At 55.4% G+C, this 17,726-nt stretch carries 12 protein-coding genes and 1 pseudogene; 9 read left to right on the forward strand and 4 right to left on the reverse strand.

Going from position 1 to position 17,726, the window contains the following annotated elements:
- The first annotated feature begins 36 nt into the window (after window positions 1-36).
- Together LPA45_RS33125 and LPA45_RS33130 are read left to right on the forward strand one after the other, a co-directional pair.
- Window positions 37-1,161 carry an amidohydrolase family protein gene (locus LPA45_RS33125; protein ID WP_367395141.1) on the forward strand — a complete coding sequence of 375 codons (1,125 nt, stop codon included), beginning with the start codon at window positions 37-39 and terminating at the stop codon, window positions 1,159-1,161.
- 41 nt (window positions 1,162-1,202) lie between these two features.
- Entirely contained in the window at window positions 1,203-1,595 is a 393-nt protein-coding gene (locus LPA45_RS33130; RefSeq protein WP_367395142.1) for a hypothetical protein, read from the forward strand.
- Between the two features lie 1,020 nt (window positions 1,596-2,615).
- Here LPA45_RS33130 and LPA45_RS33135 read toward each other — a convergent pair.
- A pseudogene (locus tag LPA45_RS33135) lies at window positions 2,616-2,705 on the reverse strand (IS4 family transposase); the annotation flags it as partial.
- 218 nt (window positions 2,706-2,923) lie between these two features.
- Between LPA45_RS33135 and LPA45_RS33140 the strand changes: the two are divergent.
- Both LPA45_RS33140 and LPA45_RS33145 read left to right on the forward strand, forming a co-directional pair.
- Window positions 2,924-4,507 carry a competence protein CoiA family protein gene (locus LPA45_RS33140; RefSeq protein WP_367395143.1) on the forward strand — a complete coding sequence of 528 codons (1,584 nt, stop codon included), beginning with the start codon at window positions 2,924-2,926 and terminating at the stop codon, window positions 4,505-4,507.
- A gap of 574 nt (window positions 4,508-5,081) precedes the next feature.
- Complete coding sequence (locus tag LPA45_RS33145) at window positions 5,082-6,071, forward strand: HNH endonuclease (RefSeq protein WP_367395144.1); 990 nt, start codon at window positions 5,082-5,084, stop codon at window positions 6,069-6,071.
- 687 nt (window positions 6,072-6,758) lie between these two features.
- On the opposite strand, the gene LPA45_RS33150 is transcribed toward LPA45_RS33145, so the two are convergent.
- From LPA45_RS33150 to LPA45_RS33160, 3 genes are read right to left on the reverse strand one after another with little or no spacing between them, the layout of a single operon-like run.
- On the reverse strand, window positions 6,759-7,553 hold the full coding sequence (locus tag LPA45_RS33150; protein ID WP_367395145.1) for an SIR2 family protein: 795 nt from the start codon (window positions 7,551-7,553) through the stop codon (window positions 6,759-6,761).
- Complete coding sequence (locus LPA45_RS33155; RefSeq protein WP_367395146.1) at window positions 7,550-8,110, reverse strand: non-canonical purine NTP pyrophosphatase; 561 nt, start codon at window positions 8,108-8,110, stop codon at window positions 7,550-7,552. The genes LPA45_RS33150 and LPA45_RS33155 overlap by 4 nt, the downstream gene beginning before the upstream one ends.
- A complete protein-coding gene (locus tag LPA45_RS33160) occupies window positions 8,107-9,120 on the reverse strand; it encodes an adenosine deaminase (RefSeq protein ID WP_376790716.1) in 1,014 nt (337 codons plus the stop codon). The genes LPA45_RS33155 and LPA45_RS33160 overlap by 4 nt, the downstream gene beginning before the upstream one ends.
- A 1,253-nt stretch (window positions 9,121-10,373) precedes the next feature.
- Between LPA45_RS33160 and LPA45_RS33165 the strand changes: the two genes are divergently transcribed.
- The 5 genes from LPA45_RS33165 to LPA45_RS33185 are packed head-to-tail and all read left to right on the forward strand — an operon-like array spanning window position 10,374 to window position 17,534.
- On the forward strand, window positions 10,374-11,858 hold the full coding sequence (locus tag LPA45_RS33165) for a metallophosphoesterase (protein WP_367395148.1): 1,485 nt from the start codon (window positions 10,374-10,376) through the stop codon (window positions 11,856-11,858).
- Between the two features lie 18 nt (window positions 11,859-11,876).
- Window positions 11,877-12,929, forward strand: a complete 1,053-nt coding sequence (locus tag LPA45_RS33170; protein ID WP_367395149.1) for a GTPase-associated system all-helical protein GASH — start codon at window positions 11,877-11,879, stop codon at window positions 12,927-12,929.
- Between the two features lie 32 nt (window positions 12,930-12,961).
- Complete coding sequence (locus tag LPA45_RS33175; RefSeq protein ID WP_367395150.1) at window positions 12,962-13,972, forward strand: hypothetical protein; 1,011 nt, start codon at window positions 12,962-12,964, stop codon at window positions 13,970-13,972.
- A 19-nt stretch (window positions 13,973-13,991) separates the two neighbouring features.
- Window positions 13,992-14,840, forward strand: coding sequence for a hypothetical protein (locus LPA45_RS33180; RefSeq protein WP_367395151.1), 849 nt, complete (start codon window positions 13,992-13,994; stop codon window positions 14,838-14,840).
- Between the two features lie 9 nt (window positions 14,841-14,849).
- A complete protein-coding gene (locus tag LPA45_RS33185) occupies window positions 14,850-17,534 on the forward strand; it encodes a hypothetical protein (protein ID WP_367395152.1) in 2,685 nt (894 codons plus the stop codon).
- Window positions 17,535-17,726 lie beyond the last annotated feature (192 nt).

Raw genomic sequence — 17,726 nt, forward strand, 5'->3', positions numbered from 1 at the left:
TGCTGATTTGAATACTTACAATCGGGAGAGAACAGCATGATTCAATTTTCAGCAGTCGGCAGTAGCAAGACCATGGCGCAGCTCGTTGACAAGCGCGTCGTGGTAGTCGGCGACATTGTGACAATGAACAAGAATCGCGACGTCTTGGTCGGTGGCCGATTGTGTTTGGAGGGCCGTCATATCGTCGAGGTGGTTCGTGCTGACGAGACGTTGCCAACCGCTTTCGCAAATGCGCCGGTCGTCGAAACAGGTGGCACCATCTATCCGGGGCTGTTCGATCTCCACAATCATCTGCCATACAACATGATTCCTTTGTGGGAGGTCGACCGTAGGTTTGATAACCGTCGCGAGTGGCAGACCGTCAAAGAGTATTACCCAGCGGTGACGGCGCCGTTCACGTTGCTCAACCAGAACAAAGACAAATCCTACCCTCGGGCGATAGTCCGACATGCCGAATGTCGAGGGTTGTTTGGAGGTGTAACCACTGGACACGGTATGCCATTGAAGAGTGGTGCCATGTACTCAGGCCTGATGCGTAACATCGAACAGCCGCTAGCTCCCGAGCTTCCCACTGTCAAGTCGAATACACCTGACTTCAATCCGGAAAAGCTTGCCGAAATGCTTGAATGGACAAAGCAAGGGCAGCCATACATCTACCACCTCAGTGAAGGCGTCGGTGCCTATGGTGAACGTGTATTTCGGGAACTTCAGCAGGTTCCGGACGGGTTGAATCCCCACTTGATCTGCATTCACTGTGTTGGCATCCCTACGGATGGGTGGGAGGCGCTTAGGGTTGTGCCGGGCATCGTGTGGTCGCCGACTAGTAACCTGCTGCTATATGGAGAGACTTGCAAGATCGAAGAGGCGAAAAGCCGCGGGATCCCTATTGCTATTGGGGCGGACTGGGCCCCAAGCGGTTGCAAGAACTTGCTCGGTGAACTCAAGGTCGCACGGGAGGTCAGCCGGTACAAGGGCGGCGTCTTAACCGACGCTGAACTGGTGGCTGCAGTAACTATTGTCCCCGCGGCGATGGTGGGCTGGGACAAGTTCCTCGGCAGTCTTGAACCTGGCAAGTGGGCCACCTTCTCGTGCTGGCAGGTACTGGAGGCGACCACTACGCGCGATTGGTTGAGGCCAAGGAGACATCAGTCCGCGCGGTAGTCATCGACGGGCGAGTTCGGCTCGGCGAGGACAACGGTCTCGTGATTGCGGACCCGCTCTCAAGCGAGCCGGTTTCCATCGGAGGTAAAGCCTATGTGCTGGATCTGGTCGAGGAGGGAGACGATGGACTCGGAGGCATGACCTTGGCAGAGGCTTTGGAAAAGCTTCGATACGGCCTTGAGCACCTGCCAGCCTTCGAGGACGGTCAGAAGACTCTTTTGCTAGCAAACGGCGTCACTGATGACAACGAACTAAGCCTGGAAGACGAAATGGCCCAGGAAAGCATGTCGTCAATCCTGTTGCGGGGCGATACCCTACCAGCTCAGTCCATGCGGCTTGCTCCGATGGCGGCAGTTGACGATCCAGACTTCCTGAGCGCAATGCGAGCCAGTGTGAACATGCCTGACTACGCAAAGAAGGCGTTCATGGCCTGAACCTTAGACAAGCCCCATTCCACGCTTCCCAGCGCCTACCCTCGAGGGTAGCCTGAAGTCGGGCGGATGCGGACAGGACTCTGGCCAAGCCTAAAGTACTTAACGCATCCCTGCCCGATCCGGTAATTCGGCCGCCCGTGGTTGCAGGCGGACGGTACCGATCGCCATCGATTTCCGCAACCACGCCAACTAGATCTTCCCGAGGGTTGAAACTCTTTTGGATCTTACTGGCGTCTCGACCATCCTGGACGTGTTGGGTTTCGCTTGTGTTCACTACGACCAGTCTGACCTTACTCCCCTCCCTGTAGGGGTCATCGTACCTTTTGTGCAAAAAGTGGCGGTAATCAGCCGGAGAGCCGCCTGCAGCATGGCTTTGCTCCTTCCCGCCTTTCGCACGAGCAGCGATATTGCAACCCCTTGATTCGTAATGACTTTGGGGGCCAGACCGCCAGATTTCAGATGAAAGGTACGATCCCCCTTGTAGCGCTCGGACTGCATCAGCGCTCAACGTCAGCCCGAGACTGGCCGCCTACCACCCGAAGCACGTTACCCTCTGGCGTAACCTGCCGCGGAATGTCGTTGTATGTCAGCCTGCCCGGCCTTGCCTTTGTAGCCGGCCGTAACGGTGATATTTTCGCCACTCGACGCGTCCGGCTGCTTGTTGCAGGAGGACCCACACGACTATTCTTCGGTTTGCGTGCCGATGGCTTCAGGTGTTTCGTGGCGGAACTGCGCGCCTCCGGCGGGTTCCATACTTCTATGTAGCGCTCGCCGGCAAACGCCGATGTTGCAAGTACCATCGTTACCAGGCCGTACAGCAGATTCTTGGCCAATATCGTCTCCGCGTTGTGTTTTGGCGACCGCAGCAAGTCAGCTTCCGGTCGCGGCGTATTCTCGCACGCCGGGCCGCGAGCCAACTCGGGTGTTTGCCGAACGCGCAGCCTGTTCGTGCGCGACCGGAGAGAGTTAGATTGACCCGAGGCTGAGCCCCGGCGAGCGCGGTTGGTAGCTGGCGCTACGTGGTTCGCCATCGCCGTTGCGAGCGAGGAAGCCGCCGAGCCTGGCAACCAGACGAACCACTTCATAGAGGCTTGGCGGCGTCTCGGGCGGCGCACCACACAAGTGAGCTCAGTTTCGGGAACTCCCATGAAAGCAGGGTCCGCCCCAGCGACGCGCAGCAGCAGTCCGCCCTCTTTGGCACCACGCCGGCCGGATCGCGTATCCCAATGAATCCCGTCTCGGTCAGCTCGCGTAGCATACTGTGCTGCCATAGCATAGAAGTGAACCGACCAAACCCGGCACCGTGCGCCTTGTGCACTAGCGCTGTGATGATCAAATCCGCCAAGCTACCCTACGCACTCGACCCCAGTGGGAAAATCGTGTCCGTACAGGACGTGCCCAATGGACTCGCGTGCAATTGCACCTGCCCGGGCTGTGGCGCTCGGCTTATCGCCAAGCAAGGCTCCGAGCAGGTATGGCACTTCTCCCACTATCGCGCTGAGAACTGCCAGGCGGGTTACGAGTCGGCCTTGCACCTGGCAGTCAAGGCTCTCCTCGAGGCTGACCCGCAGATCGCGCTTCCCACCTGCTTTGTCGTACGGCACGAGACCGAGGGATCTCGGACGCGAGGAAGTAAGGATTCGACCTGGTCAGGCGTTTTTGAATATGTGACTGGCGAGAGTGAACAGGTATGGGCGCGCGATCTCGCGTCCGTCCATCATCGAGGGATCGCCGAGCTGCCGGGCAAGATGGTTCGGTTCGACCGGGTGGAGGTGGAGCGCGCCCACGGCAGCATCCGGCCGGACCTGGTTGGGATTGTCGGTGAACGCCGAATTAACCTTGAAGTCGCCGTTACTCACTTCATTGACAATGAGAAGCTAGCCAAAATCCGGGACCTGGCAGTACCCACTCTCGAGATCGTATTACCACCGTCAATTGATCCTGACTGGGAAGCGCTTCGGAAGATATTGCACTCCCCCGACGGCAAGTTCTGGCGATTCAATCCACTGGCGGAACAAAGGGCGGAGGCCGACTACCAAGCGCGCCAGGCAGCGAGAGTTGAGCGTCGCCAAAGGGATGCGGAGCGTCGCCGAAGGGATGAGGAGCGCCGGCAGCGCGAAGCTGAAAGGATGCGTGCGCAGCAGCAAGAGGAGATGCGCGCTAGGCAACAAGCCGCTGAAGTCAGGAAGCAGAAGGCCGTGCTCCGGGAGGAAGCTCTCCAGGAGGCAATCTACGGCCTGCTCGCTGAGGTGGTTTTGCGCCGCGAGCGCGACAGCTTCTACGTACGCTGGAACCAGTCGACCGTAAATCTTTCGTCTGACCCGCCGACCAGTAGTGGCACTCTGGGGGTATGGAAAATTGGCCAGGCCTTCTCGGGACGACAATACAAGGGGGGCTTTTGGGAGTTTCCGCCCGGCGAGTCCGTATTCTTCCAAATTGTAGGAGCGGTGAAGGCGGAAGGCGCGCTCGTAGAGAGGTTCAGTCTGCCGGAAGGCATGGATGCTCGTGCCTCGGCGCAAGCGATCGGATTCCTTTTGGCACCCTCCCATACGGGGTCAAATATCGGTCCGCATCCTGCACGGCGCTCCGCTGTAGCTCCGTACTGCGTAATCTATCGCTACGGCGATCAATTCGCAACGATTGCGCTGGACAACATGTCCCTAACCCTGCGCGTGGTACCCCCCCATCCCAACGACGAACTTCAAAATCGTATCACTGAGGTATTTAAACGGTTTCGCGGCCAGTACAACGACCGCAATCGCCAACTCGAGTTCCCTCCTGTCGAGGCGAGCTTCTTTGCGGTAGCGTCCGCCCTGCGCCCAGCAACGGCCAATCATATCTGCCGACTCTTCCATCCGGGGAACGTGAAGACAGGCGACGTCCTGCGGCGGCTCGGGTTTGATGTGCCCTGAAAAAGGGCGCATCGACAAATCAGTCCTCTCGGGCCAACGCGCGCCATCTGGGGTCATCGTACTTTGCGTGCGTAATCTGGCGGTGGCCGCTCCAGATTCGGCTTGCAGTAAGGCTTTTCTAACATGAAGGATACTTTGAGTCAGCAGCTTTCCAACCACTTGATTCAGAACAGATTTTGCAGCTTGACCACCAAATTTCGCACGCAAAGTACGAATACCCCGATCACCAAGCCTGCTCGCGTGGGGACTACGCGATAAGGTCCCGTTATCGTGCCTTATTGCCGCGTCCCAGAAATGTCAGCGCCTCACTGACTGGCGCGCCGCGGCTACTCTTGGACTCGTCACAGACGGCGGAAGCGAAAGCCGGCCATGAAGAGACCTTCATTGGATGGCGCTCGGACATATTAAAATGGCTGCTCCACTTCGCATGCGATAACTCGATGCCGAGAATCGACGTCGCAGCAACAGTCTATATACAACATTGGGGCGGCCTAGGTCGTGCGTCACCTAAGGGCCGGATTGACGGCGACGGTATCGAGCCGCCGGACGGCAGATGGAGCATCGCGGAAAAGCAATGGCGAAACCAAAAAGAAACAAAAACGTGAAGGCCTGCCCGAACGCCGACCGATGGTTGCGAAAGCACCAGGATGCGGCCCGCAACCTCAGGCGAATCATCAAATTCATGGATGGCCGCTATGAAGGCAGCTACCAAGGCTATATCAACCGGGACACAAACTTCGTGGAGTACCGGTTTGATCCGATCGAGGAGGAACATCACTTCCAGCATGTCCTGCTCTTCGCCCGACAAAAACACGTCGTTGTTCGCTTCACTGGGTTCGCGAAGCGCACGAGAAAAGGCCCTGGAATCAGCAAAACGCTAAAAGACGCACATGGAAACGCCTATTCCGCGCTGGATTTCTTAGTGGCGGCAGACACTACTCTTGATGAATTGGAAACATTTTTGCGCACTACGGCAACCTTTTCGCGAGACATGACTGCAGCCGCGTCACGCGGCCCCGCCGGGCGCAGGCCGCACAAAGCACCCATGAGCTTAGGCAATCGTACAACCCAAGAGGCAATCGACCGCGCCCAAGAGGCGGCTGCCCATGAGCTTGCCGAGCCGATCACATTCGAGAGCGATGCTCGCGAGCGCGAACTGCGCGCGGTATTTCTGCGTCGCGGGCAAGGGGCTTTCAGAAAGGCCTTGCTCAAGGCCTATGAAAAGCGGTGTGCCGTCACGGGCTGCGCCATGGAAGATGTACTTGAGGCGGCCCACATTATCCCGTATAAGGGCGACGACACGAACCGGTGCGACAACGGACTATTGTTGCGCGCAGATATTCACACTCTCTTCGATCTGGGTCTCTTGTGGGTCAACCGAGACATGAAGGTCGAAGTCGCGAATGCATTGCGGCGGACCGAGTATGGAAAGCTGCGTGGGAAGGGGCTGCGTTTGCCGACAGATACCGCATCGCGACCGCATCCCGAGCATCTGGAGTGTCACGCGCAGATTGCCAGCGAACTGCGAGCGGTAAGGCAGCTGACGCTGCGATCGCAAACGTAGACACCCCATCAAGGGCATCACAGACTTTCACCTGTTGGGCTCGACGCATCCGATCACGCCGAGGGCCAGCACTTCAATGCAGGTGGTTGTGAGATGGTGAGAAGGAATGGCCCGTTGGTACGACCACTGAAGGCCTGCCCGCGACATAGGGATATTGGTTTTAGCATTCGATTCTCTGACCGATGGGGCCGTTCGACCTCACGCAGCTTCGATTAACCGAGAAGGACCGGTATTTGTCGTTGGCGCCAGGAAGCCCGTTCGCGGATAGGCGGACGGCCGAGACCGGCCAAGAGCCGCCTCTTGATTTTTTTTCCCGGCTGACCGTTTCAGGCTGCAGCCGCTCCGTTTTGGTGGCTCAAAGACCGCTGCGGCAAGCACCGGTCTTTCGCATGTTCTTGGACCAAACGGCAGCCGCACCTCCAAAACCTGCCATTGAGCAGCGCCCTCACAGGCAAAGAGAATGGCCAGCGGTTCCAAGCGAGTTAGCGGCAGCTCCTGTAAGCGCCTCACAGTACCTAGCCGAAGCGGCAGTCGCTGACTAGCCCGACAAGCCTACACAAATCCCCGAGCGGTTCAGTCCAGCACCACGATCCTTCATTGCATTGCGCAATAGGTCCGAGGCTGTGAGCTCCAAAGCTGACGTCAGCGCCTGATTATAGCCAGGCCATCAGGCACGACATCCCAACTTCAGCTCACCAATTCCCTCAAGAAGTTGGTGAGTGCTTGCTTGGGATCATCTTCCTCCGAGACGATCATCTCAATACCCCAATGGCGGAGCACCTCCTGCGCTACTGGATTCGGACGGCTCATAAAGAGGTATGATTTGGGCCTGGCGGATGACAGGACCGCGCGGCCCCACATTTCCGTCAGCCTGTAGAACAAGAGCCGAATGTTGATGTCGCTTAGGCTGTATCCGATGAACAGCACCGAATTGCCCAGTACGTCGTTTCTAAGCTTGATGCCCAGCGGGGTATCGAAATTCAATCTCTGAAAATAGCTGGTCTCGTCGAGAACGAGCGATTCATCGTCGGCGAAGTCGCCGTGAAGCTTGACGATCTGACGACGACCTTCGGTGACCGACACGAGGTCAGCTACACTTGCGATCTTGTCGTACGGAACGCCGAACTTGTCGTGAGCGATTTCCAGCCACCGGTCGTAATTTGTCGTGTAGATCCGCGAGAATTTTCCGAGAGTGATCAGGCGGTGGACCTCGGACGTGGTAACGTCCGTGCTGGGCTTGTGCCATTCGCGGTCCATCCAACTGCGCAACGGTCCAAGGTTGCCTTTCTTCTTCTTGTAGTACTCCGCCAGCGCCAGCGGCGATCCATAGGTTGAAAAGATTTTGGGATCAAAGCCCAGTTCCAAAGCCATCTGCGCCGTCAATTCACTCCAAGTCGGCAAGCCGAGGTTCGCAGACACTCCAGCTCCGGCGAAAAGCATCAGCTTGCCGGCCTGGTGTGCATTTAACAGTTCCATGTTCATCGATTGCCCCTGACGGATTGGAGGTACGCCGCAAACTGATCAAGGGCTTTGCGGCGCATCGAAATGTCGTCCTTCCTGGTTCCCATCTCTGCGAAGGTTTCGGTGTGGCCGTTGGGAACGAAGACGCAATCCCACTGAAAATCCACTGGACCGGCCGGTACGCGCGGCACTGTTCCCTCGATGGCCCCCTCGAACAACCGGATCTCTCGCCCGTCGCAGTAGCCGAGCACCGTCTTGGCAGTCACATTCGCATCTCCCAGCCCTGCCACCAAGTTCGCAAAGCGATCAGCCTCTAACCTGTCCCAGAAAATCTGGGTCAGACCGGCAGGAAGCCCGTTAAGTCCGTTCAGATAAAGGCCAGTGTGTTCAACAAAAAGGGGGCGGCCGATCACCTCGAAAGCCTTGATCAACTTGTCTTGCACTAGACGGGTGACGTCCTCGGTTTGCAGCTCCTCGATCTTCTTGGACACCGGCACGATGTCCACACCGATTGGCGCGAGTATTCGATTCACCTCCGCGATCTTGTGCGGGTTTCCGGAAAGAAATCGGAGTTTCAAGCTAAGTTCTCCATGAATGAGTAGCGCTTGGCCACCTGAAATTGATGGCGCATGTCGCCGACGGACAGGCCTTCGGCCATGGCGGCGGCGTGATCATCGACTAGGCCGCGCTGGTGGATCTCTGGGTTATCCGAGCAGATGACGAACGGAACGCCGTGGCGCCGAAACTCTTGGAGGGGATGTGCTTCTTCGGCAGGCACCGCACCAGTCAAGCGGTTGCTGATCGGGCACACCTCGACGCAAACGTCCTCCTTTGCCAGGAGATCCAGCAGCTCAGGATCCTTGCCGGCAGCCGTTCCATGGCCAATGCGGTCAGCTCCAAAGAGCTCGATGGCTGAGCGCACATTTTCCACTCGGCCGGTCTCTCCAGCATGGATTGTGATTCCAAGCCCGAATCGGTCTTTTGCCCCGCGGAACAGCGATGGCAGTTGTGCCGGATACGCCATCTCTTCATCACCCGCCAAATCGAGACCGACCACATCGTCCGGCTCGCCGAGATCTTGGTAGGCCTGCAGGAGGGTGGACAGCGCGGTGACGCCATAATCGCCGCGCGCCACCGTAAGAATCAACCCACGCCGGATGCTCTGACGCTGCGCTGCAACTCTGGTGGATTCGATGAGACGTTCCAGCGCTTGCGTCGGCGAGCATTTCTGCAGCGTGGCGAGGTACAACACGCTGCTTCGAAGTTCGACGAAACGCACGCCGTTGGCGGCGAGGTTGGCTAGGGCAGCGATGCAGAGACGGTCGAGGTTTTCTCGTTTCCTTGGAAAGAGGCGGAGAATCTGCCATGGGGTCAAGTACGCCGCTAGTGAATCGCAAGGAATGAGACGGAGCAAGTCCCGCGCGATCTCAAAACCCTGTGGAAGGACAGTCGTTTCGTCGGCAAGAATCTCTTTGATAGTCGACGCTGGGATCGCTCCGTTCAAGTGCACATGGAGTTCTGCGCGGCTACCAATGCTGGCTGAGACTGGGCCGTCTGGACCTTCCCCCTCGCTGCTGGCATCGAGCATCCCTGACAGATCAAGTTGCCGTTCTTCCAATCGCCTCCCCTGCATTTGTTCATCGACCGCATCGCGGCTAGACTCCATTCTAACGCTGCGTCAGAGGCGGCCGTGTCGGCAGGTTTGGGTCCCCTGGTGCAGTTAGCCGCCTTCTGGCAACAACTCAGCCAACGCCCGTCGTGCATAAATTGAGTGCCATGTTAGCCGCAGCCTGGTATGGAGCAGCGACGGGCACATGCTCGATGGGATCCGTTCCTGCCATCTTCGGGTCGAGGAACGAAGATGGCTCGGCACGATACGCTGCGTTTCGTTGGCCGAAGAATTTCCTCACCAACTCAGTTTTTGAGTCGTGGTGGCAGGGGGCATCCTGCAACGTGACATGTCCCACGGCACTCCGACGTTGATAGATAGTCTGGCCCGCGGCATTTGGCGGCCATGGCGAGCATCGCTATCGTCAGATATCTCAGCATGGCTAACTTGAGGCTACAGCGGGCCATACGGCCCGCAGCCTTGGTTTGCCTGACGTTGACGGACCAACTCCTTCGACTGTCTGGGGCGGGACAACACTGAAGTAGTCGCTGAGAATTGTTTTCAGATCCACGTCCTTGGACGTGTAGCGCTTGATCGGAATTCCGACCAATGCGAGGACGTCATTCTTTTGCTTAGTTTTCGAGCTACCGTGCGAGGCGCCGTCACATACTTCTGAGCGAACCGATTCCTGGCCGCTTGTGATTTTCCGCTGTGCTGTACAAACGCGGACATTGCGACTTGGCGAAAGACGTGCGTATCTTTCTGGGACAACTTGGCAGCACCCCTCTATCGCGGGGCTTGACATAGTTTCGCGAGCCGGCCAGTGCGCGCAACCTAGTCAACCAAGTCTACTCCTGTACGGCTACCATATCCGAGTTGCGGGCTCGCGGTGGCTGCCGCCGAGAAGATCGCGTCAAAGTAGGAGCTTGACGTGGGGCACAAAAGCGGTTTTGCCAAGTTAATCGCTCATCCACCCTTCCGCCGACCACTCAATCAATGTCCCAATAAAATCAATGGCTTGACGTCATGTCAGTCTCGTATGGTGAGGTCGCCTCTGCCTCCAGCAATCCGTCACAGGCGTGGGTGAGCCCGGCGGTTCTCCGTCCAGATCCGTCGTACTAACGAGGTCGAGCTAGGGCTTCGGCGGTTTGATTCCTGCACGGCTCGACAGGTTATAAGACCTGTCGCGGGCTCCCAGGAAGGGACAATTGTAGCAACACGAACAACATTTGATGGCCGGTACATTTGTCGTCCTGCATAATCTCGCACAAAACAATGTCGCGTCACCATACTCGCTCGCCATGACACTCCGCTTCATCCATCTGTCCGACATTCACTTTGGCCAGGAAAAAGACAGCTCCCTGTTCATCCAAGAGGACGTTCGAGAAGAGCTACTCAACGATTGCCGGCGGATGCTTGACGAGGAGACGGTTGCAGGCCCGCCAACGGCGATTCTCATCACTGGAGACCTAGTTCAGTCAGGCAAAGAAGAGGAGTTTAAGACGGCTGGAGCTTGGCTTGAGCGGCTCACCAACATCGTTGGCTGTGGTAGACAAGACGTTCGAGTAATCCCTGGCAATCACGATATCGATTTGCAGGCGCTGGACGCAACGGGATTGCTAACTCAGTCTCATCTTCGCACTCAGCCGGTCGATATGGTCGAAACCTATCTCCACAAAGCGGCCGTGCAATCGACGAACCCTCTCGTAGCAAAGTTTGCAGATTATCGCAGCTTCGCGGGCGCGTATGGCAGTGACTTCAAAGGTTTTCGCGAGCCGTATAACGTAGCAACATACAAACTGGATGGAGGTAAGGCAATTCGTGTTATCGGTTTGTGCTCGGTAATGATCTCTGATCGAAATGACAAGCCTGGCACGATGTTCCTCGGCCGAAGCCAGTACTCGATAAATCGCGACAGCAATTGCGAGGACATCGTGATGATCCATCACCCTTTGGAATGGTTGATGGACCGCCGAGAAGCGGAACCATACTTGCATGGTCGACCTCGGATGATTCTATCCGGTCACGAACATAAGCCTGATCTTACGCTTGTGCATCGTGAAACCGATTGGCAACAAGTCCTTGTTGCCGCCGGAGCAACGAATCCTCCGAGGCAAGACCTCTATCACCAGTACACCTATAATTGGATTGAGCTTAGTTGGAACAATAGCAATGGACGCGCGAAGCTAAACGTCACAGTGTATCCGCGCGTTTGGAGCCCCAAGCGAACCGGATTTGATGCTGACTATGTTAGGTTGTCGGGAAAGGCCTTCAAGACCCTGGTGGTGGATTGTGGCGTAGCCTCGGAACAACCTGCCCAACCGCTCGAACGATCTGAGGACGCAATCACGAGCTCTCCAGAGCGTGGGAAATGCGACGCCTCGGATCTACAGATGCAAGCGCAAGTTTTGGCGGTTAAGTCGATATCCGTTGATTCGGAGGCCAAGATGACTGATACCAATGGAGTCCCTCCAGAGGCTGGCAATATTGGGGCTTTCGAGACGCTGCGTTTTTTATTTTGGCGATATTTGGATCGATCCACCCGACATTCCGTGCTGGCGGAGCTCGAGCTTATGCCGAAGGGCAACACCAATTTGCCGTCGGCGTTTGAGCGAGAGGCTTTTGAAGAAGCGGCGCGCCGAAATCTCCTTGCGAAACTTTGGGACGCGACCATGGTCCATGTGCCGGATACCGAGCGTAGTGCTAACCCCTTCTAAAAAAAAGGAAATCACAAAGTGCTTAAATCGATCGGCGATTGGTATCGCATTCAGGACCCAGAGCCTAACGACGAGGTTCTGCGGATGCGCCGTGAAGCATCCGAAGCGCTTCTCTCACACTTCGTTCGTGCGCAGATATCGACTTTCCTCAGTCTTATCAGTTGCGCTCTCGAAGGTTTGCTTGGTAAGCAAGATGGCAGCGAAGTACCGATGTCGGTATTAGACGAGATGGCAAAGGCACAGCCTTCCTTAAATCGGGAATTGATCGCGGAAACGCTGGATCCGCGTCTGTGCGTTGCTGTAGCACTCTCCGAGTTCATCGGTCGTGAACCAGCTAATGCGAATGAAAAAAAGCGCGTCCTACTCGCGGTCTCTGCTATTGCGAGCGCTCTGCGCTTCAGAAGGATTGGAAGCGGCGCGACTTCGGCCAGGTTGGCTTCTCAACTTCTCGGCCGATCAGAAGAGGTAATCACCGCAGCCGACCTCAAGCGTCGACAACGAGCCGCTCAACCTCTGCGGCGGCTAGATAATCTTCAGGCTTCTACTGAAAGTCCTCAGATACTGCAAAGCGTCAAAACGGTAGTCAAAAGCTTGTATGACGAGATGCTCAGGGACAGAGAGGAATTGCAGGCGCTCTGGTGGCTCTTCGGGGGTAGCTCCTTTCTAACCGGGAAGCGCTTTTCCGATTTGTCTCCAGGGACTGCAGCGCTCATGGCGGGCGCAGAGCTGACCACGCTCGTGAACCCACCAGCTGCAATCGGACTGATTGCTATTGCACGGCGTGCGGTGAAGGAGAAAGGAGAGGAATCTATGCCTTTCGCCACACTTATGAGCGACGTTTCTGCCGACACCATGGCGTTGGCCGCGCCGGACTCTTCATTTGGCCTATCCATCAAAGGCAATCCGCTACTCTTTCCGGTTAGCAGGTTCGTGCTGTTCTCTGTGGATGCAGGACGGCCAGCAGATATGGCTTATGCCGCTGGACTCCGGGAAGTTCCAGTTACTGTAGCCCAGATTGCTGAACAGTTTGCAAGCGAGAAGGCTCTGCTTTCCCTGATCACAGAGGCATAACCATGTCCCAATCCTGTTCCCAGGATGGCTGCTTGCTGGAAAGTACCGGTATTTGCGCCGTAAGCGGTGCTCCTAAACCGTGCGACCATGCCGTACAGTTGCTCGAGAAGCAAATCACAGAACATCTATCTGCGCTTTCGCCAATCTCCGAGGTCAGACAAGACGATAAGCCGGCAGAAGAATTTACCCATGTGACCCTACACGCCGGCATGGAATTGGGCCTTTCGGACATCAATGATTTGATGCGGGAGAAACATTCCCATTTAATTGGAATCCTTGGCAATACCGACGCTGGTAAAACTCTATTTCTGACGGCTCTCTATCTATTGTTCACCTCGGGTGCGATTCGGCAACATGGCTATGCATTCGCCGGAAGTCGTACGCTACCTGGCTTTGAAGCCCGCGCTAGAGCAACAAGGAAATGGCAAGCCGGTAGCATGCCAGAGCGGATGTCCTACCACACCGTTCTGTCTGATCCGCGAAGTTCTGGCTTTCTTCATTTGGACATTTATCATCGTCCTTCTCGTCACCATAGCCGAATTTTGCTGTCCGACCTTCCCGGAGAATGGACGACATCTCTTGTCAACAGTGTGCGCCATGCGGACCGCGTAGGATTTCTTGCACGTGCTGATGGAATCATTGTCCTTATTGACGCGACTGAACTAAGCGAATCTTCCCTAAGACACATTGCAATTGATCGGACCCGTCAACTTATCGACCGCATAGCTTTCATCGGACCGGCTACTGGAGCGCGCTTGTTCATCGTCGCAAGCAAGGCCGATCGAATAAAGATGCAGAGGCCCGCTGCTGTGGATCACCTGGTCCAATACGCGATTGAGCGGCATGGATTCGATGCCCGAGGCGCCGTTGTCGCGTCCTTCTCTGGGGATGAGAAAATCGAGTCAGGTACCGGTGTATTCGAACTTGTTCGCGCGATATGTGAACCACGGTTCATCAAACGACGACCCGCTGTTACTGTTGAAGTTGGGCCTTCGCGTCTGTTTGGGTCCTTTTCACAACTGGAGGGAAGCATTTGTGAGTAACGGAAAGACAGTCCTTTTAATGGGCTATCCTGACGCCGGAAAGAGTAACTACATCTTTCGCCTGTGGTTGGCAATCCGTGATGGAAAAAAGCGAGACTTGCTGCCCGATGGTTCGCCTGACGAAGCGGAGTATCTCAACACCGGTGTCCAAACGCAGCTCGGTGGGGCTTTCGCTGGGCACACTCCAGCCGCTACCCAAGAATTTAGCCGTATTCCGGTTATATCGAAAGGGAACAAAGTGAAGTTGATACTCCCTGATAGACCGGGTGAAGACTGGTTGCGAGTCTATAGAGAACGGCGATGGCCAGAAGCGTGGGAGAAGCTCGTCGATGCTAATACTAGTTGCCTGATTTTTCTGCGCATCCATAGTAAGAACAATCGCTCCTTGATCGATTGGATGACGGTACAGCAGGCCTATGGAAATCGTGGAAATTTTGCGAGGCCCTCTACAGCATTTGAAGATGTCGAACCAACTCAGGTGGTGTTGGTGGAATGGATTCAAATGCTTTCAATGCTGTATAAGCGGCAAACTTCGGAGGGAGTACGCCCCCGAATTGGAATCGTGCTTTCGGCGTGGGATCTACTATCCCAAGATGATGCAGCACTTGGCCCCCGCGGTTATATGGAAAGTGAGTACGGCTTCCTTGCTGATTTTTTAGAGAGCAACTCCGACCGCTTTGAATTTGAAGTCTTCGGAGTGTCCCTATACGGAGGCGACTTTAAGCATCAGGCCGCGTTTAAGAAGGATTTTCTCGATGGGGACCCGTCGAAGCTCGGCTACGTCTTGCGCCAGAGTGGAGCAACTATCACAGAGTCGGATGATCTCACCGTGCCGATAATGTGGGCGCTGGAAGACAACAGTGTTTGAGACGAACAATTGATCAAACTTCATCAGACCCTGCACGGGTATCACCGAGGGCACGAGCAGATTGCAACGAGCGTCGCGCTACGCCCCGAAGATTCGGATGCTCTCACACAGCTGAGCGATTTGTCCGGCATGGCGCTCGCGGGTGCTGCGTTTGAGTCATATCTTACGGCCTATCCTCTGCCGAGCGGAGATTACTATGTACTTGCACGCACCTGGCCTGATCTTGAGGCTCCCAGGGAGGGTTGTGTTTTAACACACAGCATTCTAATCCCAATGATGGCATGGTTGTCCGGCTCGCCCGCTAGAGAGATCGCAGGGCTGCTGTCTAGACCTTCTCGTGGCTCCATTGGCAATCGGCTCGAGCCCATTGACCGTTGCTTACGCACCGCTCGTTCTTGGGATAGTGACATAAATGATGATGAGATGGCTGAATTTGCAATTCGCTACTTCTGTAACGGTATCACTCCGATCATATGGGTAAATTATCCTTTCTCAGCTAACGATTTTCTCATTTCACTCCTCGATTCCTTCTGGCCCTCGTTGCGGGCGCGATTTTCGTGCTGTACATACAGTTTGCAACTCCGTCGCATCGAACAAAGAGCGTTCGATCTATCTTTTGCCCCCGCGGCAGCGTTAAGTCGATACAGCAAATACCATCGTCGCCATATTCTTGGTTATGGTGACTCTTTCATGGGAAGCGAAAGCGATTCCGCCAAGCGCTACCTCGCCTTCAGTACTGCGAAGATGCTAGTATCTGGATTGAAGCGAAGGGAGCTTGTGGAAGCGATGCCGGCCGATCCAATGGCCCTGGTTCGGTTGTCCGTGTTAGACGATCTTTATGTTCGCGGTAGAGAAACGCCTGCAGCCGCTGTCGCGGCGCTTGACGTCATTGGTGCGCTAGCTGCCGATCAGGACGCTGCCCTAGCTGAAAAGCGCAGCGCTATTGCAACTGCGCTCGATAGCGCCCGTGCCACTGAGCCGTCGATGGCGATAAGTTTGCTAGCGGCGATTAGTCAACGCTGTATCCGCCCAGCTTATCGACGGTTTCGGGATGTACGGCGTCATATTGTTGAGATCCTCGCCGATCTAGGTGCAAGCCATCCACGCGAAATACTTTCTGTTTTGGCACAGATGAAAGGCCGCCGTACAGACTTGGTCGCAGCTGCGGCCCGCGCTCTGCTACACGCCCCACCCCATTCGTTGCAAGTGCTTGAGGAATACGCTCTTACACATCCACGGATTGTAAGGTGGATGGTAAGAATCGAACCGGTCTTGGCTGCTATCTATCTTCAATCGGCAGAGGAGGATGCGTCATGGCGACATCGGTCTACCGCCGTTTACGCATGGTTCTCTTCAACAAGTCAGCGGGCCCAACTACAGATTGGAAAGGCGCTCTATGGAGACATTCGGCTCGCCCTAGACGCACAGTTGATGAGCGCCGTGCTGTCAGTTGCCGAAGCAAGCGATGTGCCCTCAATCATGCATACCTTCCTTGGTATCAAGTCGCAACACGTCCTATCGGGACTAGAAGCACTTGCCGGGAGGTTCCCACATGAGGCTTGGCGCGCAATTTGCTCTCACGGAATCCGAGATTTAGACGTAGCCCGGATCGCGGCTCATAGCCTTCCTCTGTCGAATGATACCTTCGAAATTGCGCGAGATCTGTCAGCGCACACGGACTCTGTTTGGCTGTTTTCGGAAGTTATCCTTCGATATTCGGATAATCAAAATCTTGCTGAGTACGTCAACGCTAGCGGCACATGGTGGCTAGAACGCGCTGTTTCAAGCGATGGATTGCTTGTCGATCGGACCGTGGAGGCCATACGTGTCTGCCTCCGATTCTTCGACTTCAATTCTTTCGTTAAATTGACGGATCCGGCAAGTATTGACACTTGGAAGACGCAAAGTATTCACAAAGAATTGGCCGATGGAATTTTTTCAGCGTGTACTCAGGTTTTTTTACAAAATGAAGTTTCTGAGGTTACATTTTCTCGCTGGGTTAGCACTGCCATAGTTACGGAGCGATTGCGCTTCGCTAGCGGAGATAAGTTATTGGGTATGGTAGCCCTACGACAAGCTTCCAACCTTGAAGAATCCGACCGTCTTTGGACGTGGCTGCGGCTACTCAATTTTCACCTACCATCACGACCCGTCGCCGATCTGGCGAATCTTGTAAATAAGGTATTTCAGACCACAGTAGATTTTTGGACAGATGCCTCGACTCAAACATGGCTTCATATTCTGCAGCAGACCTCGAAGGACAATGCCGCCGTCGCGCCCAACCCATTAGAAGCGATGAGTTTGCGCCTTGCTATGCGCCACACATCATTGCCTTTGAGCGAGATAGTATTAGCGACATTCCCGAAATTTTATCGCACAACACTGGCAACGTCGATTCCTACTCTGTTCGATTTATTCAACTTTACCAGCGATTGGGATAAAGGGAAGCAACTCAGAAAGGAGTTAATCCGCTCGTATGAGCGATCAGACTGGCCTCCTGGAGATCTTTTCTTAGCTGCGGCAGGGGCGGGAATTCTGGATAAAATTGCGTCGCGTGCGCGACGGGAGAGTCCGAATTTATTTCGCGACGCGTTACGGGACCTCTTTGAACGGCGAGACGATCCTTCTGTTATTGATATCGCTCGAGAACTTGAACAATACGTGTCGGTCGGTAATTCATCAATCTGGGACTAACTAGAAATTCATCGATGCGGATCGCGTGTCGAAATGAAAGCCTGGCAGGTGGTGTGCTGCAGAGGCGTTCCAAGTTAACTTCTCATCACTAAAATAGGCTTGCAGAAAGCGTTTCCATACTCCCTCCAGACAAGCAACTTGATTCCCAGGGGTTTTCAGGACCGGATTTCAGGATTTCACATCAAAGTACGA

The organism is Cupriavidus sp. Agwp_2, from assembly GCF_040784895.1.
In the GTDB taxonomy this organism is placed as follows: Bacteria; Pseudomonadota; Gammaproteobacteria; order Burkholderiales; family Burkholderiaceae; genus Cupriavidus.